Origin of the sequence: Blautia sp. HCN-1074 (genome assembly GCF_037890165.1) — a bacterium.
Taxonomy (GTDB): domain Bacteria; phylum Bacillota; class Clostridia; order Lachnospirales; family Lachnospiraceae; genus Blautia_A.
Genome location: NZ_JBBKBP010000007.1, coordinates 160,483 through 184,224 on the forward strand (window position 1 = coordinate 160,483; position 23,742 = coordinate 184,224).

The following is a 23,742-nucleotide window of genomic DNA, read 5'->3' on the forward strand; positions in this document are numbered from 1 at the left end:
GTTCGCTTGTGTGCAAGCACAAAAGCTCATTCGCTGCACTGCTCCTCCTCTTCCCCAAAAGTCTCCGACTTTTCGGGAACCCCTATACGAGCGAGCGCCTGATGTACTGCGGTGCATTGGGACAGCACAGCGCCTGCCGACAAGCAGGAGTGCCTGTTGGAACTTTAACACGGAGAAAGCGGCAAGCAAAAAATTATTTTAAGAAAGGAAGAAAAAGGATATGGAAAACAGATTTATCCGAGCCGAAGATGTGGCTCAGGAACTAAACGTATCAAAACCTTATGCATATAAACTCATCAGACAATTAAATGAGGAATTGAAAGCAAAGGGCTTTATTACGATTGCAGGGCGTGTAAATCGCCAGTATTTTTACGAAAGGCTCTACGGAGCAGGAAAGGGGGAAATGTAAATGCCGGTATTTAAGAATGAAGATAACGGTACTTGGTATGTGATGGCAAGGTATGTGAACTGGAAAGGGGAACGCAAGCAGAAATGCAAGCGTGGCTTTGCTACCAAACGAGAAGCACAGGAATGGGAAAGAATGTTCAAATTGCAGACTTCTTCAGACCTTGATATGAGTTTTGAAGCCTTTACGGAGCTTTATATCAATGATGTGAAGAACCGTTTGAAGGAAAACACGTGGCTTACCAAAGAGCATATCATACGCACAAAGATACTTCCGTATTTCGGGAAACTGAAAATCAGCGAGATTTCCACAAAGGAGATTATTACTTGGCAGAATGAAATGCTTGCCTATCGTGATGAGAAGAAAAAGCCTTATTCACAGACGTATCTGAAAACGCTGCACAATCAGTTGTCCGCCATTTTCAATCACGCTGTCCGCTACTATGAACTGCGTTCCAATCCTGCGGCAAAGGTGGGAAATATGGGACGTGAGGAACACAAGGAAATGCTGTTCTGGACAAAGGAAGAATACAAGAAATTCTCTTTTGAGATGATGGACAAGCCTGTTTCCTTTTATGCGTTTGAAATGCTTTACTGGTGCGGTATCCGAGAGGGCGAGCTGTTAGCTTTGACTCCGGCAGATTTCAACTTTGATAAGGAAACAGTCACAATCAATAAATCCTATCAGCGTTTGAAAGGGCAGGATGTGATTACTTCTCCGAAAACGAAAAAGAGCAACCGCACGATTAAAATGCCGAAGTTTCTGTGTGAGGAAATGAAAGAATATCTCGGTATGCTTTACGGATTGAAGAAGAAAGACCGTATCTTTACGGTGACGAAAAGCTATCTTCATCACGAGATGGACAGAGGGGCAAAGGCGGCAGGCGTGAAGCGTATCCGCATTCACGATCTCCGTCACAGCCACATTTCACTCTTGATTGATATGGGCTTTTCTGCGGTGGCGATTGCTGACCGAGTTGGTCACGAAAGTATTGATATTACTTATCAGTACGCACACCTCTTTCCGTCAAAGCAGATTGAGATGGCAGAAAAATTAGATGATTTAGGGAAAGGAGATTTTGAAAATGTCAGCTAAGAACAGAGATAACAAAAATCGTTGGAGGAATATCACAGTAGGGTTTCGAGTATCGCCCGAAGAAAACGAACTCATTAACAGAGCTGTAGCTCTATCAGGATTGCCAAAACAGGAGTATTGTTACCGCCGTTGCTTAAATCAGGATGTGGTGGTACAGGGCAATCCGAGAGTGTATAAGGCGTTGAAAACGGAATTTGCCACAGTCCTTGCGGAACTGAAAAGGATTGAAGCAGGAAAAGGTGTGGATGATGAACTGCTGAGTGTAATAGAACTGATTTCCATTATTCTCGGCGGTTTGAAAGGAGAGGATGCGAATGGAGAATAAAAAAGAAATGACTATTCCAAATGTATCTGCGGCAACAGATGCGGAACAGTCACTTTCCAAATGTACTGACAATAGTATAGTCAATCAGGATACGGATTTCAAGGGGTACGAGCAATCTTTTGAAGAAATGCAAAGGGAAATACTCAGACAGTTAGACCCTTCCTATCTGAAAACAGTATCAATGACAACGCTGTATGATACGGTGTTTGAGGTTCAGACACCACTTATCGACGGTCTGCTCCAAAGGGGAACTTACCTTTTCGTAGGTTCCCCGAAAGTGGGAAAGAGCTTTATGATGGCACAGCTTGCCTATCATATCAGCACAGGCACACCGCTTTGGGAGTATAAGGTGCGTAAGGCAACGGTGCTTTATTTTGCCCTTGAAGATGATTACCCACGTTTGCAGAAGCGATTGTTTCAGATGTTCGGTGCAAAGGAGACAGGCAATCTGTATTTCGCAACGGAATGTAAAACGGTCAATGGCGGACTGGAAGAACAGATAAGAGGGTTTATGAGGGAACACCCAGACACAGGCTTGATTATCATAGACACCTTAAAGCGTGTGCGTGAAGCAGGCGGAGCAGATTACAGCTACGCAAGTGATTATGATGTTGTGGCAAGGCTGAAAGCGTTGGCAGACAGTTACAAGGTTTCAATGCTTATTGTTCATCATACACGCAAACAAAAATCGGAAGATATATTCGATATGATTTCAGGCACGAATGGTCTGATGGGTGCGGCAGACGGTGCATTTGTTCTCAGTAAGGACAAGCGTACTTCCAACAATGCCACACTTGATGTTGCTGGCAGAGACCAGCAGGATATGAAAATCCATCTTGTAAGGGACAGCGAGCGATTGGTGTGGAACTTTGCAAAATCGGAAACGGAGATGTGGAAAGAACCGCCCGAACCTCTGCTTGAGAAGATAGCGGATACGCTCTTTTCGGAAAGTGACAGATGGGAAGGAACTGCTTCGGAACTTTGCGAAAGGCTTGCGGTGGATATAAAGCCGAATGTACTTTCTTTAAGGCTCAGTATCAACGCAAGCAGGCTGTTTCGTGATTACGGTATCCGTTATCAGAACAGCCGCACACACGACGGAAGAAAGGTTTCACTTTGGAAAGAAACCGAGCAGACGGCGTGACAAACGGTGTCAAAGGTGTCAATGTTTTTGAGAGCAGCACGCTGTGAAAAACATTGTCACCATCGTCACACTTTGACACCGGATAAAGTTTAGGGGAGTGTGCAGAGAGTGCCTTTTCAAAGGCGGCTCTTTGGTCTCGCCTGCTGGCTCGGTCGGTTCGCAGGCGTGTGTGCCACCGGCACACGCTCACCCCTCGGAGAGCCTTCGGAGAACGCAAAACCTGTTTACAGGTCGCATTTTTGATGGGTGTACCCGTCAAAAGTGCTTTTGCGTTACTTTTGACAAAAGTAACAAAACCTGAGAATGTTGAAATTTACAGATGGGAGATGAAAAAATGCAGAGAACGATAAGTGCAATGGTCGGTAAAGGCTCGGTCAATCACAATAGCCGAAAGTTCCGAGCAGAAAATGTAGACGGAACTCGTACTCATCTCAATATCGACTACTGCAATGAAAATATAAAGACAGTTTATCACGAATTGTTTGATGAAGCATTGGAAAGATACAATGCCAAGCAGATAAGGTCAGACCGAAAGATAAAAGATTATTATGAAAAAATCCGAAGTTCCAAGCAGGAAAAACCGTTCCACGAAATCATTTTACAGGTGGGCGGTAAGGGAAATATGAACGCCGATACGGAAAACGGAGAACTGGCAAAGCAGATTTTAGATGAATACTATCAGGGTTTTCAGGAGCGAAATCCACAGCTTCGGGTGTTCTCGGCTCATCTGCATATGGATGAAGCTACACCACATCTGCACATAGATTTTGTACCTTTTACCACAGGCAGCAAGCGTGGACTTGATACAAGAGTGTCACTAAAGCAGGCTCTTGCAACGCAAGGTTTTAAGGGCGGCAGTCGTGGCGATACGGAGTGGTCGCAATGGATACAGTCCGAAAAAGAACAGCTTGCGGCGGTGATGGAACGTTATGGGATTGAGTGGGAACATTTAGGCACACACGAAAAACATCTTTCTGTTTTGGATTATAAAAAGCAGGAAAGAGAAAAAGAAGTGGCGGCATTAGGTGCGAAAATCGAGCAGAAACAGATTGAATTTGATGTGTTGTCGGAACGAGTATTGAACTATGATAAGGCAAAAGACGAGCTGTCAAATCTTGAAATAGAGCTTGATACTGCACCGAAATATCAGTTGCCAGAACCAGAGAAATTTATGACTGCAAAGGCATATAAAACCAAAATGGCAGAGCCGGTTGTAAGGAAATTGAAGCAACTTGTCAAAACGGTGCTTGCCCGCTGCTTTGAGGGGTGGGACAACTATCATAGGCTGAATACAGCGAATGCACAGTTATACCGCACCAATCAGCGTTTGGAGAAAGTCAATGAAAGATTGACCGAAGAAAACAAAATCCTAAAAGCAGAAAATAAAGATTACAGCCTGCTCCGTAAGGTTTTTGGTCGCAAACAGATAGATGATTTGTTGGAGCAGGCAAGAACAGTTAAAGGTCGCAAGCGTGATAATACACGATCACGATAGACAAAAATCACAGGAGGAAAAGGAAAATGACAAAGACAATTTTTGAAGAAATGGGCGGAACTTATAGACAGGTGGGTGATTATTTATTGCCGAACATCACAGTACCAGCCGAAGAAGAAATAGAGCCGATTGGTTTATGGGGGAAACGACATGCAAGGCATTTAAAGGAACACTATAAAGTGTTATATATGAACCTGCTGACAAGCGGAAAGCTGCATAGTTATCTTGCAGAAGTCGATAAGCAAGCAGAGGATATGTTTCTTCGACTGGTAAAGGAATATGCCGACAGACAAGATGTGACGGAACAATTAAAGAAAGATAATCCCTACGAATGGATTGGAAGAATGAATAATATTCAGGCTTGTGTGAGGGAAGTTGTAGGAACGGAGTTGATTTACACATAAGCGTTTTACGGTATGGTGCTCCTGCGTTTGCTGGAGTGCTGTGGTTGTGGTTGTAAAGAGGTTGTGAAAGATTGAATTTCGTAATGGTTGGATGTATAATTAGGAAGTGAAAATTTTAATTTGCACTTCCATAAGGTGAAATGTATTGACACAAAAAATACAGTATGATAGTATTGCCATTAGAAGAAAGAAAGGCACATTTTGTGTAAGGTGAGGAAATGATTAATAGATAATTTGATTTAAGTAAGACACATATAGTTATTGAGCCTGTAGAGAATAGGTTTGTTTTGTGTACGCTTAAGTTGGATTATCGCAAGAGGCATTTCCTTTGTTTTCCTTTTGGAAAAGAAATAAGGGGCTATTTAGCGAGTCTATTTTTGCGTATGCAAAAAAGACTCGTTTTTGTGTGTTCAAAATAATAATTGGCTCAGACTTCGAAAAGGAGAAACTTTAATGTTGCAGATAAAAAAATTAAATTTAACACATAAAAAAGACCTGAGAATAATTCTTAATGATTTCAACCTTGTGCTAAATGATGGAGATAAGGCAGTTATTATTGGAGAAGAGGGAAATGGGAAATCGACATTAATGAAGTGGATATACAATCCGTCGCTTGTAGAAAACTATATAGAAGCAGATGGGGAAAGGATAATGGGACACGAACGTCTTGGTTATCTTCCGCAGGAGATGCTCGATGAAGATAAGGAAAAAACAATATACGAATATTTTTCTGAAGAGGAAATATTCTGGGAGAAAACGCCTAAAGAATTGTCTGTTATTGCGGGAAAATTTGGAATGAAAAATGATTTTTTCTACAGTAACCAGACAATGGGTAGTCTTTCAGGAGGCGAAAAAGTCAAGACACAACTTATGAGGCTTTTCATTCGCGATGTTTCTGTGCTGTTGTTGGACGAACCTTCCAATGACATCGACATTGCGACGCTTACATTACTGGAAAAAATCATAAATGACTGGAAGCACATTGTGCTTTTTATTTCACACGATGAAACGCTGATAGAGCGTACTGCCAACATGGTGATACATATCGAGCAGATTATACGAAAAACAAAGGCGAGATATACCGTGGCAAAGCTTCCCTATAGACGCTATGTGGAAGAACGGCTTCATAAATTTGAAATCCAAAAACAGCGGGCACTGAGTGACCGTAGGGAGAAAAAGATTCGCGATGAAAAATATCAAAGAGTTATGCAGAGTGTACAAGGTGCATTAAGAAGTTGTACCAGACAAGCACCGTCTGTTGCCAAAAACTTAAAGGACAAAATGCATACGGTTAAGGCAATGGAACGAAGATTTGAAAAAGAAGATGAAAATATGACTCAGATGCCGGAACAGGAAGAAGCAATCTTTGTCAAATTAGGGGATGAAAACTCACACATTCCCGCAGGAAAAACGGTCATAGAATATGAACTTTCAAAGCTTGTGACTCCGGATGGCAAAAGAATTTTAGCAGAAGGAATTCATTTAAAAATAAAAGGTTCAGAAAAAATCTGTATGATAGGAGCCAACGGGGCAGGAAAAACGACTCTTCTAAAAAAGATAGCGGAAGAACTCCTAAATCGGAATGACATTAAAGCAGAATATATGCCTCAAACTTATGAAGACCTGCTGGATTTGGATGTTACACCGGTTGATTACCTTGATAAAACAGGAGATAAAGAAGAGCGTACAAGAATTAGAACATACCTTGGTTCACTTAAATACACACCAGATGAAATGGAGCATCCGATTCGGGAGTTATCAGGCGGACAAAAGGCGAAAGTGCTTCTCTTGAGGATGAGCTTAAGTGGTGCAAATGTTCTTATTCTGGATGAACCGACAAGAAATTTTTCACCATTGTCCGGTCCGGTAATAAGAAAAATGCTCCGAGAATTTCCGGGGGCTGTCATTAGCATTTCTCACGATAGAAAGTATATTGAAGAGGTGTGCGATAAAATATATCAGCTAAATCCTAATGGATTACAGCTAATTGGTGATTGATAACAAAAAGGATGAAAGACTGACAAATTTCAGGCTTTTAGTGAGTTGGAAAGCATACAAAGATTTGAATTTGGAGGATAGATTATGGTACGTACAGAAGATGCATGTGAAATTATAAAATATGCTTTGCAAAACGAAATTAAAGTATATTTAGATGGCGGATGGGGTGTTGATGCACTTCTTAAAAGAGAATCAAGAATACACAATGATATTGATTTGTTTGTTGAACTGAAACATTATCATGATTATATTTATGTGATTAAGCAGCATGGATTTGAGGAAGTAAATACTGATTATACAACGGATGGTCATACTGTCTGGAAAGATGATAAACAAAGAATCATTGATTTACATTGTTTTGAATTTACAGATGACGGAATTGTTTATGAGGGAGATATATTTCCATCAAAAACTTTTTCCGGTATTGGAAAAGTTGGAGATATAACTGTTTCTTGTATTGAACCATTGAGTCAGGTAATGCTTCATTTGGGATATGAACACGATAAAAATGATGTGCATGATGTGATGCTGTTGTGTGAAACATTTCAAATAGCAATACCAGATGAATATAAGGAAAAGTAAAATTTCAGTTTTGTGTTGAATCTCTAAGCAAAATAGCTTATAATTTGACATGCTACATATAGTTATTATCCACAGTTATCGAGTAGGTGTTATCAATGCCGATAACAAAATGATAACATTAGCTCGTATAGGCAGGATAATATGGATATATCAAATAATCAAAAGAACGAGAAACATTACAGAGAATAATTCCTAAACAAAAAGCGTTAGTCTTTGTAGAGTTTGACTTAGACTTAGATGAACTGGATGCAACCAGTGCAGAGACGAAAGCGACCTATCAGGAAATCAAAGATTATGTGCTGAAAGAATTTGGCTTGAAGGTTTCAAATTTATATATTTCTCAAATCAAAAGGAAATGTGGAATCGAAGTAGGAGAGAACTATAATCTGCCAAAGACAGAAAATCCAAAAGTGCCACAGTGTCCGAAAGAGAAAGAAGATGCCATTAAGGCTGCCCTGAAATATTTTGCGATGATCTAAGGATATCGCTGATTTCAAGGAGGAATAACACATGAAAAGCACATTTGAAAAGATGGGTGGAACCTACACACTGGGAGCAGACGGAATTTACTATCCGAATCTTGTCAGTACAGATGAAGAACCGCATTATGGGAAATATGGAATGATTCGGAAAACGTATCTGAAAGAGCATCGTCCGGCAATGTATTCACTGTATATGTTGGAAGACAGACTGGTGGAACATCTGAATCTTGTGGATGATGAAGCGCAGGAGAGAATGGAAGTTCTGGTGCATCAGATGATGGAGAAGCAAGGCGTTACAGAGGATTTAAAAGCTCGTGATCAGATGGCGTGGGTTGGAGTTGTAAATAACATCCGGAATGTAGCGGAAGAGATTGTGTTAAAAGAATTGGTCTATATTTAAAGTGTGGAAAGCTCCTTCGGGAGCTTTTTACCGTTTCTACAAACAATTTTTTCACGTGCCGGAAAGCAATCTATTTACACGGAACAGATGCAGAGCGAGAAAATATTGGAAGGTTATGATTCTTGATCAGCTTTTTTGCTATTGCTCTTTTGAAGATGGTAAAAAAACAAGTGATATGGTAAAATAATACTATTAGATTGAACAGACAGAAATGAGGAAAGTTGATGAATTAAGAAATGTAATTGCAAATCAATTTGCCTGCGAATATAAGGCTTATGACTTTGGGGAAATCTGTAATGCATTCATTGATGATTTGATTAGATTAATGGAAAATAGTATTAAAAATGAACAAGGCAATTTTTAGTTGACATAAGGAGAACAGAAAAATATGAAAAAATATTACGCAGAAAGACATGGTTTACTTACAAAGCAACTACAGATAGATTTTGATGAGTTATTACAGTATTTCAGACAGGTATATCAATATTTTTGTGATAAAGAGTATTTTGAAGTGGCTACAAGAGGAGTGTGGAGGCAAATTCCTTATACACAGGATTCGGAGCAGATTTTACCACCAAGTTTGTTGCCATCACCGGAAGTGTATTTTGCAACATGCTTACAGGATAAAGAGGTTTGGCCAATTTGGCAATATCTTGAAGAATATGATGAGCAGACATTGTTTTCAGTGATTGAGATTTTATACGACCATATTGGTGTTTATAACTATGAAACAGATCAGTTTGAAAATGAAGCACAAAAGGAAGAATTTGCTGAACAAATTAATAATATCTTACGTGCATATAAAGAGGGATATTATCTTGAACCGACAAATGGATTTATAATGCAAATACCTAACGGTGCGTTGCGTGAACAGTTAGAATATGACGGGTCTGATTTACCCGATTCAGTATATGAGCAATTAGTAACAGCCACAGAAATGTATTATCGTTTTGATGCCAATTTGGAACAGAAAAAGAAAGCTATTAATATTCTTGCCGATATTTTGGAAAGTGAACGTGAAGAAGTAAAAGATACTTTAAATGCTGAGTATGAAGTTCCTAAAAATGAACATGATAAGTTGATTTTTGGTATAGTTAATGGTTATAATATTCGCCATAATCGTGCAGATCAAAAGAACGATTATAGCAAAGAAATATGGTATGATTGGATGATGCAATATTATACAAGCGTAATAATAGCATTTTACAAGTTGAAAAATAAGTATACCGATATTGATTTTTAAATGGTGAGTTAAATGATATCTCCCTAAGTGGAGTATAAACCTTTTCTCAAAAGGTGATGGTTTCGCTATTTAGCATAAAAAGTAACTTAGAAGTTTCAGAATTAAGTTAATCGTGCCATATGGCTTGATTATAAAAGCAAAGATAAAAACGCAACGTACATCTTTGATGTGCCAGAGCCGGTAGGTAGCCCGGCCGTCCTATATAAATAGGGTAAGTAACCTGCCCCTCCGGGTTGTCCATTCTTTGTTCAATCAATTTTAGGAGGGATTCTTATGGACAAAGTAAATGGAAAGCTGACAGTATTTTTTGAAGAGCCGTTTTGGGTGGGAATCTTTGAACGCATCGAAGATGGCAAACTATCTGTGGCAAAGGTAACATTTGGTGCAGAGCCAAAAGATTATGAAGTACAGGAATATATTCAAAAGTGCTATTTCAGTTTGAAATTCAGTCCGGTTGTTGAAACTGTTGTAAAGGATATCAAAAGAAATCCGAAACGGATGCAGCGGGAAGCAAAGAAGCAGATGCTGGAAATAGGCATTGGTACAAAATCGCAACAGGCGTTGAAATTACAGCAGGAACAGAACAAGCAGGAACGCAAAGAGAAAAGCCTCAAGAAAAAAGAGGCAGAAGAGCAGCGAATGTTTGAACTGAAACAGCGAAAGAAAAGAGAAAAGCATAAGGGACATTAAAGTCCCTTGGACTTTTACTCAAATCGAAAAGTGTTGAATAAAGCTTTCGTGAGGTGTTTCTATGAAGAAAAAAGTACTTGCAATTATGTTAGTTGCCGTATCAATCATGTTGATTTCAGCGTGCGGAAAAAAAGAAAAACTGTACGAAATTCCTGATTTATCGCAGTATAAGACAGATTATGTAGGAGATTCTTCAAATGTTATAAATATTGTAAGCGGTCAAGAGTATCCAGAGGGATACTCATATGACAGTATAGAGATACAGTCTGAAACAGAGCCTTATGGATTAACAGTTTTTCTAAAAGATGAGCCGTCGGCAGTCAAACTTGAAGATCAATTGCAGGTTAATGCAGATATGACATTTGACTTGATTGGTAATTTGGGAACAATTGATTATAAAACAGCAGATAGCAAAGAAATTATTGCATCATATGAACGGTGATATATTTTTAGTCAACTTTTAGACAATTTGAAGAACGGAATATAAAAAGGCGTATGGAAGTTTTAGATCCATACGCTTTTTTGAAAAAACTCATTTTTGAACAAGAGATTTGTAAGAACATATTATCTATTCAAAGACGGTTACAATTCTATATCATATGATTTTTTCTTAGTCCGAGCAGGCTGATTTCGCCGTATTTCCCGTTTCCTCTGATATTCCAGTTCCCATGCACGATGGGAGAAGACATCAGGATCTTCTACATTGAGATAATCCACCTCATTGGCTGCAATATCACGACGGTGATAGTCATAATATTTACCGAAAGTACCTTTGAGTTGCTCTATCAGCTTATCCTGAAAATCAGGACGTATCTGGATTCTGGTGTCCAGCAATTCTGTGTATTGTTCTGGATCAGGACGAAATTTTTCTTCCCGGAAAGCAGCGGCGTCTTTTTCGAGCTGTTTTTTAAGGGAGATGTCCTGAGAATCAAGAATATCAAGATTGTTATTCATCTGGTCATATTTCTTGGATAGATTTATCATATCTTTATCAGTAGAGCATTGTGCCTGGAAGATTAGCTGCTCTTTCCTTGATTTCAGTTCTTCAATTTCTTCGGTAACGGTTGTAAGCTGCTGATTCAATTTTATATGCTGGATGGGATTCAAAATACTGGTTTTATCCTTTTGCACATTCAGTTTTTTCCGTTCCGTAACTTTAGCTTTGAGTTTCTTTTTAACGGTGTTGTATTTATTCAGTATTGGATTAAAATGATTCATCCAATCATGAATTACTTCTTTTTGCCCAACTGATGATGGTAGCTGCGTGGTTCTGATATTGCTTTCCGGTAGAAGCCATATAACCGGATAAGCGTTCAATATAATCCTTCCAGTCAGGGATTGTCTGCTGTATATCTTCCAGCTCTTTCTCTGACAGAAAAACATTTTGAAATTTTCCATAGGGTGAGAGTGGCTCCTTACTCCCTCTTATTGCTAAATTGTTCTTTTTTATCTCTTTCTTATTACCAGACAGTTTTCTGTCTGTCTTAGGGAAAGAAATCTGTCTGTATAGTGGATGGTTTCTTTTGGAAGTTTTACATAAATCCGATTGGGTTGTCCGGGTCCCTGCCGTTTTCGGAAGATAAGTTCCTGTTTTCCAGTACTGCCAGAGCAGTTTTAACCGTCATCTGGCTTTTGTGGAGAACTTCTGCCAGCGCTTCAATCGTAAAGTAAATGAACACATGACCATCTGTATCTGACCAGCCCTCATTTTTCTGGGAAAGCCTTGCCCGGTCGAGCAGGATAATATAAAGCATTTTGGCAGTTTCGTTTATTTCCATGTCCAGAAGGAAACGGGGAAACATCATATAAGATGGCAGGTTTGTGTTGCGGATATTGTTCTGCATGGTTTATCCCCTCCTTTTCAGGTACATCTACAGCAATGATTTTTGTGTTTCTGAGTTCTCGCATAAAAAATACCTCCGTTTTCGTATTGATTGATTCAGCAGGTCATACCGGTGTGGTACTGCTTTGCTGTGAGATAAGCATACGAAAATCGGAGGTAAAAGACATTGAGTGGAAATTGAGCAGGAATTGAGAAAAAAGATATATTATGCGTACGTTCTTCATGTACTCTTGTTGTGATTTCATTGTTTTTTATCGTATAATATGGATACTGGAGGTGGTTTGGATGAACTACAAGATTTTAGTTGTCGATGATGATAAAGAATTGGTGAAAATGCTTTGTAGTTATTTTAATATGAAACAATATGAAACCATTACGGCTACAGATGGAATGGAAGCATTAAATAAAATAAAAATGAAACCGGATATTATTTTATTGGATATCAACATGCCACGTATGGATGGGATTGAAGTATGTCGTCTGATACGCAGTAAAGTGTTATGTCCGATTTTGTTTCTAACAGCAAGAGTTGATGAAGATGATAAAATTAATGGGTTGCTTTCGGGTGGGGATGATTATATTACGAAACCATTTAGTCTTCGGGAGTTGGAAGCAAGGATTGTCACAAACATAAAGAGAGAAGAAAGGCATCAACAAAAAACGGAATACCGTTTCATGGATGAAATGCTGATTGATTATTCTGAAAAAATAGTAGCTATAGCTGGACACAGGATAGAGTTCACAAAAATTGAATATCAGATTATTGAATTCTTATCCATGCATCCAGGGCAGGTGTTTGATAAAGAACGTATATATGCACAAGTCTGTGGATATGATGCGGAAGGGGACAGTAGAACGATAACGGAATTAGTACGGCGTATAAGGAAAAAAATAGCGGATTATTCAGAAAAAGAATACATAGAAACTGTATGGGGGATTGGATACCGATGGAAAAAATAAGAAACTTGTCACTGAAAAAAACAATTCTGCTTTATTTTGTGATTAGCTTAACGGCAGCATTTCTGTTATCTGGATTTACAGTTCATTTTGCAAGAAATATGCAGAATAAAATATGGGAAAAATATATTGATTATGCAGATTATACGGACGTGTTTCAGCAATATGGAAAGAAATACGAGATTGAGATATCAAGACCTAATCAATCGCAGATGAATCGTTTGGACTATCATTTTTCGGAAATGTGTGACTTTATGGAAACATATTCGGTACTTATTTTTTCGATTGTTGGGAGTGTTGCTGCGGTATTCTTTTTTTATAAAAATAAGTTAAAGACACCTCTACAGGAACTAAAAGATGCCTCACAAATGATTGCAGATAATGAACTGGATTTTCATGTGTCCTATGAAAATAAAGATGAGATGGGAACTTTGTGTAAAGAATTTGAAATGATGCGAAGTGCTTTAGCAGATAACAATAGAAAGATGTGGCGAATGATTGATGACGAGAAGGCTTTGCGGAATGCAATTGCACATGATATACGTTCTCCACTTTCCATATTGCGTGGGTATCAGGAAATGCTCTTAGAGTTTGTTTCTGCTGAGAGTATAAAAACAGAGGATGTTATTGATATCTTACAAACAGGCATGTATCAGATTGACCGTATAGAGCATTTCACGGAAAACATGAGAAAAATGTCCCATTTAGAACAGAGGGAACTGCAATGCTCAGAGATAGAATTATCGGAACTGGCAAAAAAGATTGAGGCAGAAGCTGCCATGCTGTCCAAGAAGGAAAGTAAATTATGTAAGGTAGAAAGAGTGCAGGAACAAAACATTGTGAAAGTGGATGAGGAACTTGTCATGGAAGTGGCAGACAACTTACTGGAAAATGCGGTTCGATATGCACAAAAAAGTATTGTTTTGCAGATAAAGAAAAAGGATGGTTTTCTTATAATTTCTGTTGAAGATGATGGAATAGGATTTGTGGATACTGAGGAAAAAGTAACAGAACCATTTTATCATAAGAATCCACAAGATGATTTAAAGCATTTTGGCCTTGGTATGTATATTTCTCGTATTTTCTGTGAAAAGCATGGAGGAAATTTGAAAATATATAATGCCAGACAAGGCGGTGCTCATGTAGAAGCTCTTTTCAAAGCTGAATAAAAATACTTTATAAGGCTGAAATCACAAATAAAGTGGTTTTAGTCTTTTTTATTGTGAATTTATTGAGAATTGATTTGTATGATGTTGTTAAAGAAATAAAGAAAGGAAGAGATACAATGAAAACAATCATAAAAAGAAGTATACTTGATTATTTAAAGAACCCTGTTTTGTGGATTGGCTTGATTATTATAGTTGCCAGTATGTATCAATGTCTGTCATCGTATTTGCAAATTCATTATATCAAACAGAATGAACAGATCACACAAAATGACGTAGCATTGGAAGATGCTGATGTCATGGATGGGTACATTCCCACATCTGATGATAAAGAAAGAAGAAGGGAGTGGGAAGATACGATCAAAGAGACGTTAATGGACACCTCCAAAAATGGTTTTGGATTTAGCAGGCAGGAAGCAGATCATGTAATGAAAGAAATTCAGAATATGGATGTAAAGACTGCTTCTGAGTTTTTGGAATCCCAATATGGCTATTATAATGCAATATATGCTTATGAGGACCTTGAAATTCATAAGGGGACAGCAGAAGAAATCAATCATTATATCGAGCGGAAATTATCCGAACATTCTTTTTCCTGGTACTTTGCCAAAAAATTTACGGATTTTGCAGGATTGCATATGGCCTTTTTTGCAACAGTCTTGCTATCATTTTTATTTATTCAGGATACACGAAAAAGTACCTATGAATTATTACATACAAAGCCTGTTACGGCAATCCAATATATATGTGGGAAAGTAATAAGCGGATTCATTAGTATGCTGGGAGTATTAGTGATTTTGAATGTTATATTCTTTATGCTGTGTTTGAAAACGTCTTTAGAATCGGGCTTTCCAGTAACACCAATTGATTTTTGCGTGAATTCTCTGATCTATATTGTTCCGAATCTTTTGATGATATGTTGTGTCTATACAATTACAGCATTAATATTTAAAAATCCGCTTCCGGCAGCACCAATCTTGTTTTTACACATTATATATTCAAATATGCTGACCATGAAGAATGATATTTATTATATGAGACCGTTCTCTATTATGGTGCGATTCCCTGGCAGATTTTTTGAAACACATGTAGCCAAAATGTCAAACATAAATCAGATTATTCTTGTAATTTCATCAGTTATATTAGTATGTATTTCTGTTACAATCTGGAAAAGGAGGAGGGTTCATTGAAAACGGAACTAAAAAACTGCCTGTCGTTATATAAGATTTTTTATTCATGTGCATTTATACTGATATTGTGTGCTATTCATCCGATTATATACTATGAAGAAATCGGTTCAGCGATTCAGTCTCCAATAGCATTTTTAACAATTATTTTTTGTAGTGACACATATTTGATGGAAGTAAAAAGTAAGCGTGCCGATGTATTTCATTTGTATGATCAAAAAAAGCAGTTAAAAGTAATATCACAGAGAGTGTGCGTTCAAATATTATATTTATTAATACTTTCCTGTGTTGGATATGTTTTGTTTTTCTGGCAAAAACCGGGCAGTGTAAACGAAGGCATTTCGGGTATTCAGATATTTCTTTTATATTTCATTGCAATGTTTGGAACTATCTGGTTTTGGAGCATATGCACTGTGATTTTGTGTACATTGCTTCGAAATATGTGGGCAGGTATTGGATGTTTATTTGGAATTGTCATTGGACTTATATCAAAAGCGGGAAGTTCATTTTTCGGAAATCTGGGATTGTTTTCTTTCAGCTTTTGTGAACCTACTCAATTAATGTCCGAGAGTTGGATTTATGGAACGCTTGTGTCTTTTATAGCGGGGCTGTTTTTATTTGCAGTATTACCAATGGCTTTAAAGAAAAGAGGATAGATTATGAGTATTAGAATAAATGATTTAACAGTTAGATTTAAAAATGGTGTAGTTGCAGTAAATAAGGCATCTCTTGAAATACCTAAGGGAATTTACGGACTTTTGGGTGAGAATGGTGCTGGAAAAACCACTTTGATGAGGGTTCTTACAACTGTTTTAAAACAAACGGAAGGAATGGTTTCCCTTGATGGAATTCTGTATAACGAGGGAAATTATGAGAAAATACAGAAAAAGATTGGTTATCTTCCACAGGAAATCGACTTATATCCGAATCTTACGGTGAAAGAATGTCTTGTATATATGGGGGGACTGTCAGGAGTATCCAGAAATGACCTCGAACAAAGAATTACCTATTATCTGGAAAAGACTTCTCTTACAGAGCATCAGAATAAAAAAATGCGACAATTATCTGGTGGTATGAAGAGACGTGTCGGACTCATACAGGCACTTCTTAATAATCCGGATTTTTTGATTATTGACGAACCAACAACTGGGTTAGATCCGGAAGAAAGAATCAGGATCCGCAATCTTCTGGTTGATTTTTCAAAGGATAGAACGGTGCTGTTTTCCACTCATGTAGTAGAAGATTTAGCAGCAACCTGTACACAGCTTGCCATTATGAAAAAAGGAAGTTTTTTATATTCCGGAAGCGTGAGTGGATTGCTGGAAAATGCAAAGGGCTGTGTTTGGAATTGTACGGTACAAAATGCAGAAGAAGCCCGTTTGTTAGAAGCCAATTATTCTATATCATCTAAGCAGTATGTAGAAAATGGAATTCATATGAAAGTATTAAGCAAAGGAAAGCCAAATGAGAATTGTGTCCTAGATAATGATATCACTTTGGAAGATGCATATATTTATTTGACGAATAGCTGAATATAACGGCGGGCAAGTTGCCCGCCGTAAATTATGCTTATTTTGTTAAAAGACCGGATAGATTTTTTCCAATGCAAAATCCAATCTGTGGATATAACTCCTGAATTTCCTGATATTTTGCTTCAATCATTTCTGGTTCATCAGCCCAGATCTTTTCATATATTTTGAAAGCTCTTTTAAAATGTGTTTTGGCTTGCGGAAGATTGGCAGTCATCAGATAAATGGTTCCAAGGGTTTCCTGTACTTTGGCATAATCCAGACAGTCATCGGAATGGTATTCCTTGATGATGCCGGATAATTTTTGCAATTCAGAGATGCCTCTTTCGGGTTCCTGCTGTTCTGTCAGGAACATTGCATAATTGGCAATCTGAGGTATGCTGTCATTTATATGAAGCAGGTTAAATTGGTCAAGCAGTGAGATACTTTTTTCCATGTGTTCTCTTGCAAGATCGGGATGACCGTTCATACGGTAAAGTCCACCGAGATTGGCATGAAGGTTGGAAACAAGGCGAGCATTGTCGGCAGTGATATTTTCTATCTGGGCAAGTGCATCCTTTTCCAGTTTTATTGCTTTTTCAGGTTTGGTTTCAAGAGTTGCCTGAAAATCTAGTAATAATGCCCGGTCAGAGTCGGTTCCAATGTTTTTTGTCTTTAACAGCCCCGTCAGTTCCTGAATGATTCCATTCATACCTTTGTAGTAGTTATAGTTATCCATGTATGGAAAGTTAAAATGAGGTTTTCCCCATCTTAACTTGCCATTGGCTATTCGTTCTGTTGCAATCTACGGTATAGTTCTTCGGAGTCATTTGGTGACATGTAATCGCAATGACTATGGATTCGCTTGGTGTTATAGAATGCCTCCAGGTATTCGAATACCAATCTATATACATGATTATAGTCGCGGATTTTGAAGCGATTCAGCCATTCACGCTTGATCAGTGAATGAAATGATTCAATGCAGGCATTATCCCATGGATAAGCCTTTTTAGAATAACTGCACTGCATGTTTGCAGTGACACGTTTGTATTCCTTTGAAACATACTGTACGCCGCGATCGGAATGCATAATCAATGGTTCTTCAATTTTTCGTTTTGCCTTGGCTTTGTTTATTGTTTCAATCACGCAGGACACTTCCAATGTATTTGACAATGTCCAGGCAATGATTTTCCTGGAATATAAATCCATAATACTGGTCAAATAGACGAAGCCATCTATCGTCCAGATATAGGTAATGTCTGAACACCAAACTGCATTTGGCCGTTCTGGATTAAATTGTTCATCAAGGATGTTTTGAAGTTTGCTACTGAAATCGGAGTCTCTTGTGGTGATTGTCCACGGCTTTACCCACTGAGCCTTAATGCCCATTTGTTTCATGTACTGCCCAACAGTACGCTCGGAAATAGTTTCTCCTGTTTTGCGCGTAACACTTGTGTGATTTTGGGAGCACCGTAATTCTGTTTAGATTTATCGTAAATATCCTTGATTTTGGCTTTTACTGATTCCCGACGCTTTTCAGCATTGGAAGGAACATGTTTCAGCCATGCGCGATAGCCAGAACGTGAAACGCCAAGTATTTTCAACATTCCGGAGACAGAAACACGGCGTTTAGCCTTGTGGGCTGCTTCTGCCTTCTCAGTAACTTCGAGGTAAATGGCTTCCGTCATTTTCCCAGAATGTTGATGGCTTTTTTTATACATCAAGTGCATCCTGCGCATCACGTAGTTCACGCTTTAAACGTGCAATTTCCTTTGCTTCATCAGAAGCATAGTTGCCAGAACCACGGCTCTCAATGTCTCTGGTATCACGCAGTTCTTTCTGCCAGCGAGACAGTGTCTGATGACTGATTCCTAAGTTTGAAGCACAACCCTGCAATCCTAATTCTCTGTGATCATGATAATACCGGATTGCATTCAATTTAAATTGTTTGTCATAGTGCTTTGCCATAATGAGGTCCTCCTTCAGTGCGGTAACTACATAGTACCATAAAATTTGTAATTAGGGATTCTCATTTTGACTTGTACTATTTATATTCTAGCACCACACCAGATAGCGAGAACCGAATGGCTCGTGCAATGTATAAGCTGGCGGTGGAAACCTCAAAGCTGTCCCATGTGATTGCATATAGTCATGGAGTGGATGAAGAAGCATTAAAGAAGCTACAGGCAAAGTGTACGGATGAAGTAAAAAGAATTAATGGTGCTGTAACTTTTGAGGATGCATACCGTTTTCAGAATGAACAAATTATGCTAGATAATTGGCGAAATAAAAGAGCTGTGCTATGATAAATATATACTTGAAAGAGGCCGATATTTATAACGGAGGGTAAGACATATGTCAGAAGATATTAGAGCAAAATTCTTTTTACCGCCAGATGATTATGAAATTCTACGCTTTGGGGGCGAGTCTGTTAAGGATGAAGAAAAAGGAATTGAGAGGATGATGAGATATTATCAGGAATCCGGATTAACAGAAGAGCAGTTGCGAGAGAATAGTCAGAAGTATAACCTTAATCAGATGTTTCAGATTGTAAAAGATTATCTTGAAAAGGAATATGGTTATCATGGTAAGGGAATAGAACTAAGCAACCGTTATCAGCACTCTGTGAACAGCTATATTTTCTTGGATGAGGGAAGAGAACAGTTTGTACATATTGATGAATTATTTGAATCATCCGTGATGTCCTTTTTCCTAGTGATTTTAAAATGGTCGAAAGAATTTGATGACCCAGAGATATATGGAAATTGTTTTTTGTATCTTTTATTTATAATGAATGATGTGAGTATATTGGGTGATATTCCGAATGAGAAATCAAATGAAGCATTGTTACAGATTATGCAGGGGGATGCACAGATTATGAATCTGGCATCATCATGCTATTGGACAGTGGTCATATTTAGTTTGGCACATGAAGTTGCACATTCATATTTTGCTAGTATAGGAAGAAAATTCTCAGACAGACGGAAGGAAGAATTTGAAGCAGATGCAGTGGCATATGATATTGTTTTAAAGATTATTATTGACCAAAGCAGGCTGGAAGAGCAGAAAAGAATTATAGAAGACTATACTTATCTTGCACCAGTTATGTACATGCAGTTTTTTGATTTGTTTTATTACACAGACAGGGTGCTGTATAATAAAAGGATAACAACGGATACACATCCTCTTCCCAAAGATAGGATAAGTCATTTGTTTGCTATTGCCAATGATGATAAGTATGATTTTGACACAGTGGATGGAAATCATTTATACAGTGGATTTTTGGATGCATATGACGAATATCGTACACAGTTAATTCTGAAAAAAGAGAGAGGAAAATTGGCTAAGATTATTCGAACAGAAGAAAGAGAACGGAGGTAGAGAAGAGATGAACAGAACGGAAGCCAGACAATTGGATTGTGAAATAAGAGAATGTTTAGAGAACTTTTCAATAGAGCAAGGTTTAAATCCTGAATTTGGAAAAATGATAATGGATAATTACTTAGAAATTATTCCAGATAATTCAAAGAGAGAGATGATTTTTCTTGGAAAAGAGTCATCTTCATACAAAATGGGAAACATTAGGTTGGATTTAAGAAGCGTATTAATTGCACTTGCAGATTTTGTGGCATCTTTGAATAAACCGGAAGCCTTTTTTCAATATGTACAATTAGTAATTATTTCTATTTTTTGTGTAGGAGCTATTACAAAAAAGGAATTAGATTTTAATTGTGCAGTAATAGTATCGGTTCTTCATAGACGAAATGCTTATGAGATAGGATTTACTGTTGAACAAGTGAAAGCAGAAATTAATAAAATGAAGGACGATGGTCAATTAGAAGAATTTGTCATGGAGAGAATAGACAAAAATATTGCAAACTTGTTAAAGTGGAATGTTATCTGTATGGAAGAAGAAAAAATATATCTTAATGAGAGAGTTTGGGGAAAGATTCAATAGCTTATGAGCAAAGGAAAGGTGGATGCTGGTTGAAAGATTTCGTGAGTTTTATTAAGAATTATGCGACAAGAGATTTTATCTATTTTTTCTCAGAAATATCAATCGAACTATATAAGAAACAGCAAAATAAGTCAGAAGGTGAATTAAGGTGTAGTATCACATTTCCGTTGAATGCTATCTTGCATGGATTTATACATCGGCAGGTGCAGGTGATGTTGTCGGCGTGGGATATTCAAGACATGGCGTATGTCTCAATTGTTAATGCAAATGATTACAGAAAAGAAATCATGGAAAGAGAAAAAGCTGGTACGGTGGTAAATTTGTATAGAGGATATGAGAATGAACATTCCAATAGCGAATATATCAAAGATGCAAAATTGCCGGATATATTTAAGTTTATGATGGGTATGACATATGAACAGTTTAAGTATCAGAATTTGGCTTGGACATACCAGAGCTTTAGCCGTAATTATCATATTTTGCTTGGCTCAAGTAAAATTAGCAGGGATGAGATTGTAGATATAAATGAAATTACAGAAGAATTGTTTGGTATGAGTGCAGACGAGTTTCTGACCAATGTACTTTATTTGTTGTGGCTATGTAGTGAGCGTCCCGATCCGTTAGGGGCAGAGGATGATTTATATAATCACGGGGCAAACAGCATACTCACTAAAGAGAATTTGGAGAAAATTATTTATTATTATTCTGTTACATATGATGATGTAAGGAAGTCTCCAATACAGAAACAATTGTTTTATAGCAAACCTTTTGTGATTACTCAAAAGAACAAAGAGCCGATTATGGTCAGTATGTATTTGGTACAGATGCTCTTTGCGGATGGTTTATATTGGTTAATTCGGGATTATTATTATAAGAATGGTAAGGGAACCGGGTTTATTAATGCTTTTGGAACAATGTTCGAAGAATATTTTATGGAACTGGCTGAGAATTATATGTCAGAGGATGTGTGGTGCAAAATTCCAGAGCAAGATAAAAAGAGTGCGGATTTCTTTGTAGAATTTGAGGATGCGGTATTCTTGTTTGAATTGAAATCAGGACTGCTTGGAATAAAGGCAAAGCAGCAGGCACCAGATGTTCAACAGATTGATACATTTTACAAAAGAAATATTTTAGAAGCACATGAACAACTTAAAATGTCTGAAAAGGAATACTCAGGACAAAAGCCGGTTATTAAAATTTTTCTGTTGTATGAGAGTATGACCAATACACAAATAGTGATGTCTTCGATACCAGAGATATTTGTTGATGACAACAGATGTTATATCATGACCATAGAAGACTTGGAGATGATGCTTGCTACATATAAGAATGATAAGGAAAAATTTGTGAAGGTAGTAAAAACATTGGTAGATAATCAGAACAGCAATGCTCAGGTTACAAGTGTTTTACATGTCTTGAATGATTGCGATGCGGTTGGAGATATGCATTTTATTGAGGACAGGGATTATTTTATGAAAATAGCAAAGAGGATGGAACAGGAACTGGAGGTATAATGAAATTCTTTTGATGCTATGGTAAAATAGGACATATATTGATTTGAATATTGCGGAGGTTATTATGTCTGATAATAATATTGAGTGTTATGGAGAATTAGTTTCAGAAGTGCTAACAGCAATTTCTCAAGTTTATTGGGGAAGAATGTACAAGTATATTAAAGATAACAATATTGATTATAAGGATGTGAATTGTTTTATTCTCAATCCTGAAAGTATGGCAGTTTATTTTAGTAAAACATTTATAGCCATAGAGTATTGTGGTAATCCATATGTAAAAGATATCGTGGAAAAGTCGGAAAGAATGATTGTAGTGCGTGATTTCACAAAAGAAGATTTAACTTCAAAGCAGGTTATTGAAAAGATTATTGGGTTTACCTTTGATGGGACAAGCAAAATTTCATTTCCATTACATTCTGATATATATGAAGACTTAATGATTCCGACAAATGCTGGTTTAGATAAGTTGGTTGATTTGAAATGGAATTTTGCTGCACAAAATAGCATGGTAAGTTTTAATTCACAAGGATTGGATATTGTTGAGGGTCATTTTGTGAGATTAATTAATGGAATGTTTTTTGATGCAAAGGATGATGATTTAAAAACTAGAATTATTAAATGGATTGATTTTATCCCTTGTCATTACAACGAGCCAACAGAAGGGGAAGTGGATGAAATAGGATTTAGTTTGGAAGTATATGACAGATTATGGCAGGCAGATCTCTTTTATCAGTATCCTGAACCAGCGGATTTTAAATATGATAAGTTACCGAAAATTAATAGGTTTATTGAGTTGTTTGGTGACTCTGAGAATTCCGAACCGAATATTACTTCCTTTTTAGCACAACGAGAAAATCATTTTATTCTAAATATGGGATTTATGGGAACAGGAGTACATTCTCAAGTTAAGTGTGATTGGCAGAGTGAGGAAAAAGACGAAATTATTCCAGATTTTTTTGTTGTGAGAGCAAATGGATATGCGGATATTGTAGAGTTCAAATTACCAAAAGTTAAGGGAAATACTGTGGTTGGACGGAATAATCGTGAACAATTCAGTGCAGAAATTAATTCATACATTGCACAGACAAGAGTATATAGAAGTTATTTTGAGGATCCTAATAACAGAAAGTGGTTTGAGGAGAAATACGGATTTAAAGTATACAAACCAAAAAGATATTTAGTAGTAGGACGAAGAAATGATTTTGAATGTGATGAATGGGTAGAAATTAAGGCTGATTATACAGATGTGGAAATTGTTACTTATGATGACTTGATAGATACAGTTGTTTCACAATTTTATCAATAAGAGGTACTGTAAGAAGGACAGATGCCCAAACTTATTTTA

Annotated in this window: 25 protein-coding genes and 5 pseudogenes; 24 read left to right on the forward strand and 6 right to left on the reverse strand. The window is 37.4% G+C overall.

Features of this window, described 5'->3' with window-relative positions; translation table 11 throughout:
* Positions 1 to 220 precede the first annotated feature (220 nt).
* From WKT11_RS08495 to WKT11_RS08560, 14 genes and pseudogenes are all read left to right on the forward strand, one after another.
* Positions 221 to 409 (forward strand): transcriptional regulator, encoded by a 189-nt coding sequence (locus tag WKT11_RS08495; protein WP_009247528.1) that lies wholly within the window; start codon positions 221 to 223, stop codon positions 407 to 409.
* Entirely contained in the window at positions 410 to 1,501 is a 1,092-nt protein-coding gene (locus tag WKT11_RS08500) for a site-specific integrase (RefSeq protein ID WP_009247527.1), read from the forward strand.
* Positions 1,491 to 1,826, forward strand: coding sequence for a plasmid mobilization protein (locus WKT11_RS08505; RefSeq protein ID WP_009247526.1), 336 nt, complete (start codon positions 1,491 to 1,493; stop codon positions 1,824 to 1,826). The genes WKT11_RS08500 and WKT11_RS08505 overlap by 11 nt, the downstream gene beginning before the upstream one ends.
* Positions 1,816 to 2,970 (forward strand): AAA family ATPase, encoded by a 1,155-nt coding sequence (locus tag WKT11_RS08510; protein WP_009247525.1) that lies wholly within the window; start codon positions 1,816 to 1,818, stop codon positions 2,968 to 2,970. The genes WKT11_RS08505 and WKT11_RS08510 overlap by 11 nt, the downstream gene beginning before the upstream one ends.
* Before the next feature lie 355 nt (positions 2,971 to 3,325).
* Entirely contained in the window at positions 3,326 to 4,465 is a 1,140-nt protein-coding gene (locus tag WKT11_RS08515; protein WP_019190307.1) for a plasmid recombination protein, read from the forward strand.
* A 26-nt stretch (positions 4,466 to 4,491) separates the two neighbouring features.
* The gene (locus WKT11_RS08520) at positions 4,492 to 4,869 is read left to right on the forward strand and encodes a TnpV protein (RefSeq protein WP_009247523.1); all 378 of its coding nucleotides are present in this window, start codon (positions 4,492 to 4,494) and stop codon (positions 4,867 to 4,869) included.
* A 453-nt stretch (positions 4,870 to 5,322) separates the two neighbouring features.
* Positions 5,323 to 6,867, forward strand: a complete 1,545-nt coding sequence (locus WKT11_RS08525; RefSeq protein ID WP_009247522.1) for an ATP-binding cassette domain-containing protein — start codon at positions 5,323 to 5,325, stop codon at positions 6,865 to 6,867.
* An 84-nt stretch (positions 6,868 to 6,951) separates the two neighbouring features.
* The gene (locus WKT11_RS08530; protein ID WP_009247521.1) at positions 6,952 to 7,449 is read left to right on the forward strand and encodes a nucleotidyltransferase domain-containing protein; all 498 of its coding nucleotides are present in this window, start codon (positions 6,952 to 6,954) and stop codon (positions 7,447 to 7,449) included.
* Between the two features lie 218 nt (positions 7,450 to 7,667).
* Positions 7,668 to 7,928 (forward strand): annotated as a pseudogene (locus tag WKT11_RS08535) (23S rRNA (uracil-5-)-methyltransferase RumA); the annotation flags it as partial.
* Positions 7,929 to 7,959: 31 nt separating this feature from the next.
* Positions 7,960 to 8,331: a TnpV protein gene (locus WKT11_RS08540; RefSeq protein ID WP_340283779.1), complete on the forward strand. Its 372-nt coding sequence runs from the start codon at positions 7,960 to 7,962 to the stop codon at positions 8,329 to 8,331.
* A gap of 211 nt (positions 8,332 to 8,542) precedes the next feature.
* Positions 8,543 to 8,695, forward strand: a complete 153-nt coding sequence (locus WKT11_RS08545) for a hypothetical protein (RefSeq protein ID WP_015560106.1) — start codon at positions 8,543 to 8,545, stop codon at positions 8,693 to 8,695.
* A gap of 24 nt (positions 8,696 to 8,719) precedes the next feature.
* Positions 8,720 to 9,574, forward strand: coding sequence for a hypothetical protein (locus WKT11_RS08550; RefSeq protein WP_118247211.1), 855 nt, complete (start codon positions 8,720 to 8,722; stop codon positions 9,572 to 9,574).
* 273 nt (positions 9,575 to 9,847) lie between these two features.
* Positions 9,848 to 10,264 (forward strand): YjdF family protein, encoded by a 417-nt coding sequence (locus WKT11_RS08555; protein WP_118247210.1) that lies wholly within the window; start codon positions 9,848 to 9,850, stop codon positions 10,262 to 10,264.
* 61 nt (positions 10,265 to 10,325) lie between these two features.
* Positions 10,326 to 10,706 (forward strand): DUF4825 domain-containing protein, encoded by a 381-nt coding sequence (locus WKT11_RS08560; protein WP_117675885.1) that lies wholly within the window; start codon positions 10,326 to 10,328, stop codon positions 10,704 to 10,706.
* Positions 10,707 to 10,846: 140 nt separating this feature from the next.
* On the opposite strand, the pseudogene WKT11_RS08565 reads toward WKT11_RS08560, so the two are convergent.
* Together WKT11_RS08565 and WKT11_RS08570 are read right to left on the reverse strand one after the other, a co-directional pair.
* A pseudogene (locus WKT11_RS08565) lies at positions 10,847 to 11,506 on the reverse strand (MobQ family relaxase); the annotation flags it as partial.
* Positions 11,487 to 12,108 (reverse strand): annotated as a pseudogene (locus WKT11_RS08570) (replication initiator protein A). The pseudogenes WKT11_RS08570 and WKT11_RS08565, both read right to left, overlap by 20 nt.
* A 284-nt stretch (positions 12,109 to 12,392) precedes the next feature.
* Between WKT11_RS08570 and WKT11_RS08575 the strand changes: the two are divergent.
* The 5 genes from WKT11_RS08575 (at position 12,393) to WKT11_RS08595 (ending at position 16,949) form a co-directional block, all read left to right on the forward strand.
* Complete coding sequence (locus WKT11_RS08575) at positions 12,393 to 13,067, forward strand: response regulator transcription factor (protein WP_118247209.1); 675 nt, start codon at positions 12,393 to 12,395, stop codon at positions 13,065 to 13,067.
* Positions 13,055 to 14,233: a sensor histidine kinase gene (locus tag WKT11_RS08580; RefSeq protein ID WP_118247208.1), complete on the forward strand. Its 1,179-nt coding sequence runs from the start codon at positions 13,055 to 13,057 to the stop codon at positions 14,231 to 14,233. The genes WKT11_RS08575 and WKT11_RS08580 overlap by 13 nt, the downstream gene beginning before the upstream one ends.
* 116 nt (positions 14,234 to 14,349) lie before the next feature.
* Positions 14,350 to 15,420 carry an ABC transporter permease subunit gene (locus WKT11_RS08585; protein ID WP_009265790.1) on the forward strand — a complete coding sequence of 357 codons (1,071 nt, stop codon included), beginning with the start codon at positions 14,350 to 14,352 and terminating at the stop codon, positions 15,418 to 15,420.
* Positions 15,417 to 16,073, forward strand: a complete 657-nt coding sequence (locus WKT11_RS08590; RefSeq protein ID WP_227194783.1) for a transporter — start codon at positions 15,417 to 15,419, stop codon at positions 16,071 to 16,073. The genes WKT11_RS08585 and WKT11_RS08590 overlap by 4 nt, the downstream gene beginning before the upstream one ends.
* 3 nt (positions 16,074 to 16,076) lie before the next feature.
* Positions 16,077 to 16,949, forward strand: coding sequence for an ATP-binding cassette domain-containing protein (locus tag WKT11_RS08595; RefSeq protein WP_005362311.1), 873 nt, complete (start codon positions 16,077 to 16,079; stop codon positions 16,947 to 16,949).
* A gap of 37 nt (positions 16,950 to 16,986) precedes the next feature.
* Here WKT11_RS08595 and WKT11_RS08600 read toward each other — a convergent pair.
* The 4 genes and pseudogenes from WKT11_RS08600 to WKT11_RS08615 all read right to left on the reverse strand — a co-directional run.
* Positions 16,987 to 17,673: pseudogene (locus WKT11_RS08600) on the reverse strand (tetratricopeptide repeat protein); the annotation flags it as partial.
* A 38-nt stretch (positions 17,674 to 17,711) separates the two neighbouring features.
* Positions 17,712 to 18,323 carry an IS3 family transposase gene (locus tag WKT11_RS08605; protein WP_340283791.1) on the reverse strand — a complete coding sequence of 204 codons (612 nt, stop codon included), beginning with the start codon at positions 18,321 to 18,323 and terminating at the stop codon, positions 17,712 to 17,714.
* Complete coding sequence (locus WKT11_RS08610) at positions 18,320 to 18,646, reverse strand: IS3 family transposase (RefSeq protein ID WP_243098824.1); 327 nt, start codon at positions 18,644 to 18,646, stop codon at positions 18,320 to 18,322. The genes WKT11_RS08605 and WKT11_RS08610 overlap by 4 nt, the downstream gene beginning before the upstream one ends.
* Positions 18,639 to 18,893: a transposase gene (locus tag WKT11_RS08615; protein WP_243098823.1), complete on the reverse strand. Its 255-nt coding sequence runs from the start codon at positions 18,891 to 18,893 to the stop codon at positions 18,639 to 18,641. The genes WKT11_RS08610 and WKT11_RS08615 overlap by 8 nt, the downstream gene beginning before the upstream one ends.
* Positions 18,894 to 18,979: 86 nt before the next feature.
* Between WKT11_RS08615 and WKT11_RS08620 the strand changes: the two are divergent.
* The 5 genes and pseudogenes from WKT11_RS08620 to WKT11_RS08640 all read left to right on the forward strand — a co-directional run.
* Positions 18,980 to 19,231, forward strand: a pseudogene (locus WKT11_RS08620) (hypothetical protein); the annotation flags it as partial.
* A gap of 49 nt (positions 19,232 to 19,280) precedes the next feature.
* Positions 19,281 to 20,306 (forward strand): hypothetical protein, encoded by a 1,026-nt coding sequence (locus WKT11_RS08625; RefSeq protein ID WP_118247207.1) that lies wholly within the window; start codon positions 19,281 to 19,283, stop codon positions 20,304 to 20,306.
* Positions 20,307 to 20,313: 7 nt separating this feature from the next.
* Complete coding sequence (locus tag WKT11_RS08630) at positions 20,314 to 20,883, forward strand: hypothetical protein (protein ID WP_118247206.1); 570 nt, start codon at positions 20,314 to 20,316, stop codon at positions 20,881 to 20,883.
* Positions 20,884 to 20,912: 29 nt separating this feature from the next.
* On the forward strand, positions 20,913 to 22,397 hold the full coding sequence (locus WKT11_RS08635; RefSeq protein ID WP_340283796.1) for a hypothetical protein: 1,485 nt from the start codon (positions 20,913 to 20,915) through the stop codon (positions 22,395 to 22,397).
* Positions 22,398 to 22,461: 64 nt separating this feature from the next.
* Positions 22,462 to 23,703 carry a Shedu anti-phage system protein SduA domain-containing protein gene (locus WKT11_RS08640; protein ID WP_118247205.1) on the forward strand — a complete coding sequence of 414 codons (1,242 nt, stop codon included), beginning with the start codon at positions 22,462 to 22,464 and terminating at the stop codon, positions 23,701 to 23,703.
* Positions 23,704 to 23,742: the final 39 nt, after the last annotated feature.

Bases quoted from the DNA above. Each gene is read 5' to 3' on its own strand.
- WKT11_RS08545 (WP_015560106.1), top strand. From the start codon at position 8,543: ATGAGGAAAGTTGATGAATTAAGAAATGTAATTGCAAATCAATTTGCC.
- WKT11_RS08625 (WP_118247207.1), top strand. From the start codon at position 19,281: ATGTCAGAAGATATTAGAGCAAAATTCTTTTTACCGCCAGATGATTAT.
- WKT11_RS08605 (WP_340283791.1), bottom strand. From the start codon at position 18,323: ATGAAACAAATGGGCATTAAGGCTCAGTGGGTAAAGCCGTGGACAATC.
- WKT11_RS08560 (WP_117675885.1), top strand. From the start codon at position 10,326: ATGAAGAAAAAAGTACTTGCAATTATGTTAGTTGCCGTATCAATCATG.
- WKT11_RS08500 (WP_009247527.1), top strand. From the start codon at position 410: ATGCCGGTATTTAAGAATGAAGATAACGGTACTTGGTATGTGATGGCA.
- WKT11_RS08505 (WP_009247526.1), top strand. From the start codon at position 1,491: ATGTCAGCTAAGAACAGAGATAACAAAAATCGTTGGAGGAATATCACA.
- WKT11_RS08555 (WP_118247210.1), top strand. From the start codon at position 9,848: ATGGACAAAGTAAATGGAAAGCTGACAGTATTTTTTGAAGAGCCGTTT.
- WKT11_RS08610 (WP_243098824.1), bottom strand. From the start codon at position 18,646: ATGTATAAAAAAAGCCATCAACATTCTGGGAAAATGACGGAAGCCATT.
- WKT11_RS08595 (WP_005362311.1), top strand. From the start codon at position 16,077: ATGAGTATTAGAATAAATGATTTAACAGTTAGATTTAAAAATGGTGTA.
- WKT11_RS08580 (WP_118247208.1), top strand. From the start codon at position 13,055: ATGGAAAAAATAAGAAACTTGTCACTGAAAAAAACAATTCTGCTTTAT.
- WKT11_RS08575 (WP_118247209.1), top strand. From the start codon at position 12,393: ATGAACTACAAGATTTTAGTTGTCGATGATGATAAAGAATTGGTGAAA.
- WKT11_RS08520 (WP_009247523.1), top strand. From the start codon at position 4,492: ATGACAAAGACAATTTTTGAAGAAATGGGCGGAACTTATAGACAGGTG.
- WKT11_RS08615 (WP_243098823.1), bottom strand. From the start codon at position 18,893: ATGGCAAAGCACTATGACAAACAATTTAAATTGAATGCAATCCGGTAT.
- WKT11_RS08510 (WP_009247525.1), top strand. From the start codon at position 1,816: ATGGAGAATAAAAAAGAAATGACTATTCCAAATGTATCTGCGGCAACA.
- WKT11_RS08540 (WP_340283779.1), top strand. From the start codon at position 7,960: ATGAAAAGCACATTTGAAAAGATGGGTGGAACCTACACACTGGGAGCA.
- WKT11_RS08530 (WP_009247521.1), top strand. From the start codon at position 6,952: ATGGTACGTACAGAAGATGCATGTGAAATTATAAAATATGCTTTGCAA.
- WKT11_RS08640 (WP_118247205.1), top strand. From the start codon at position 22,462: ATGTCTGATAATAATATTGAGTGTTATGGAGAATTAGTTTCAGAAGTG.
- WKT11_RS08495 (WP_009247528.1), top strand. From the start codon at position 221: ATGGAAAACAGATTTATCCGAGCCGAAGATGTGGCTCAGGAACTAAAC.
- WKT11_RS08630 (WP_118247206.1), top strand. From the start codon at position 20,314: ATGAACAGAACGGAAGCCAGACAATTGGATTGTGAAATAAGAGAATGT.
- WKT11_RS08525 (WP_009247522.1), top strand. From the start codon at position 5,323: ATGTTGCAGATAAAAAAATTAAATTTAACACATAAAAAAGACCTGAGA.
- WKT11_RS08515 (WP_019190307.1), top strand. From the start codon at position 3,326: ATGGTCGGTAAAGGCTCGGTCAATCACAATAGCCGAAAGTTCCGAGCA.
- WKT11_RS08585 (WP_009265790.1), top strand. From the start codon at position 14,350: ATGAAAACAATCATAAAAAGAAGTATACTTGATTATTTAAAGAACCCT.
- WKT11_RS08550 (WP_118247211.1), top strand. From the start codon at position 8,720: ATGAAAAAATATTACGCAGAAAGACATGGTTTACTTACAAAGCAACTA.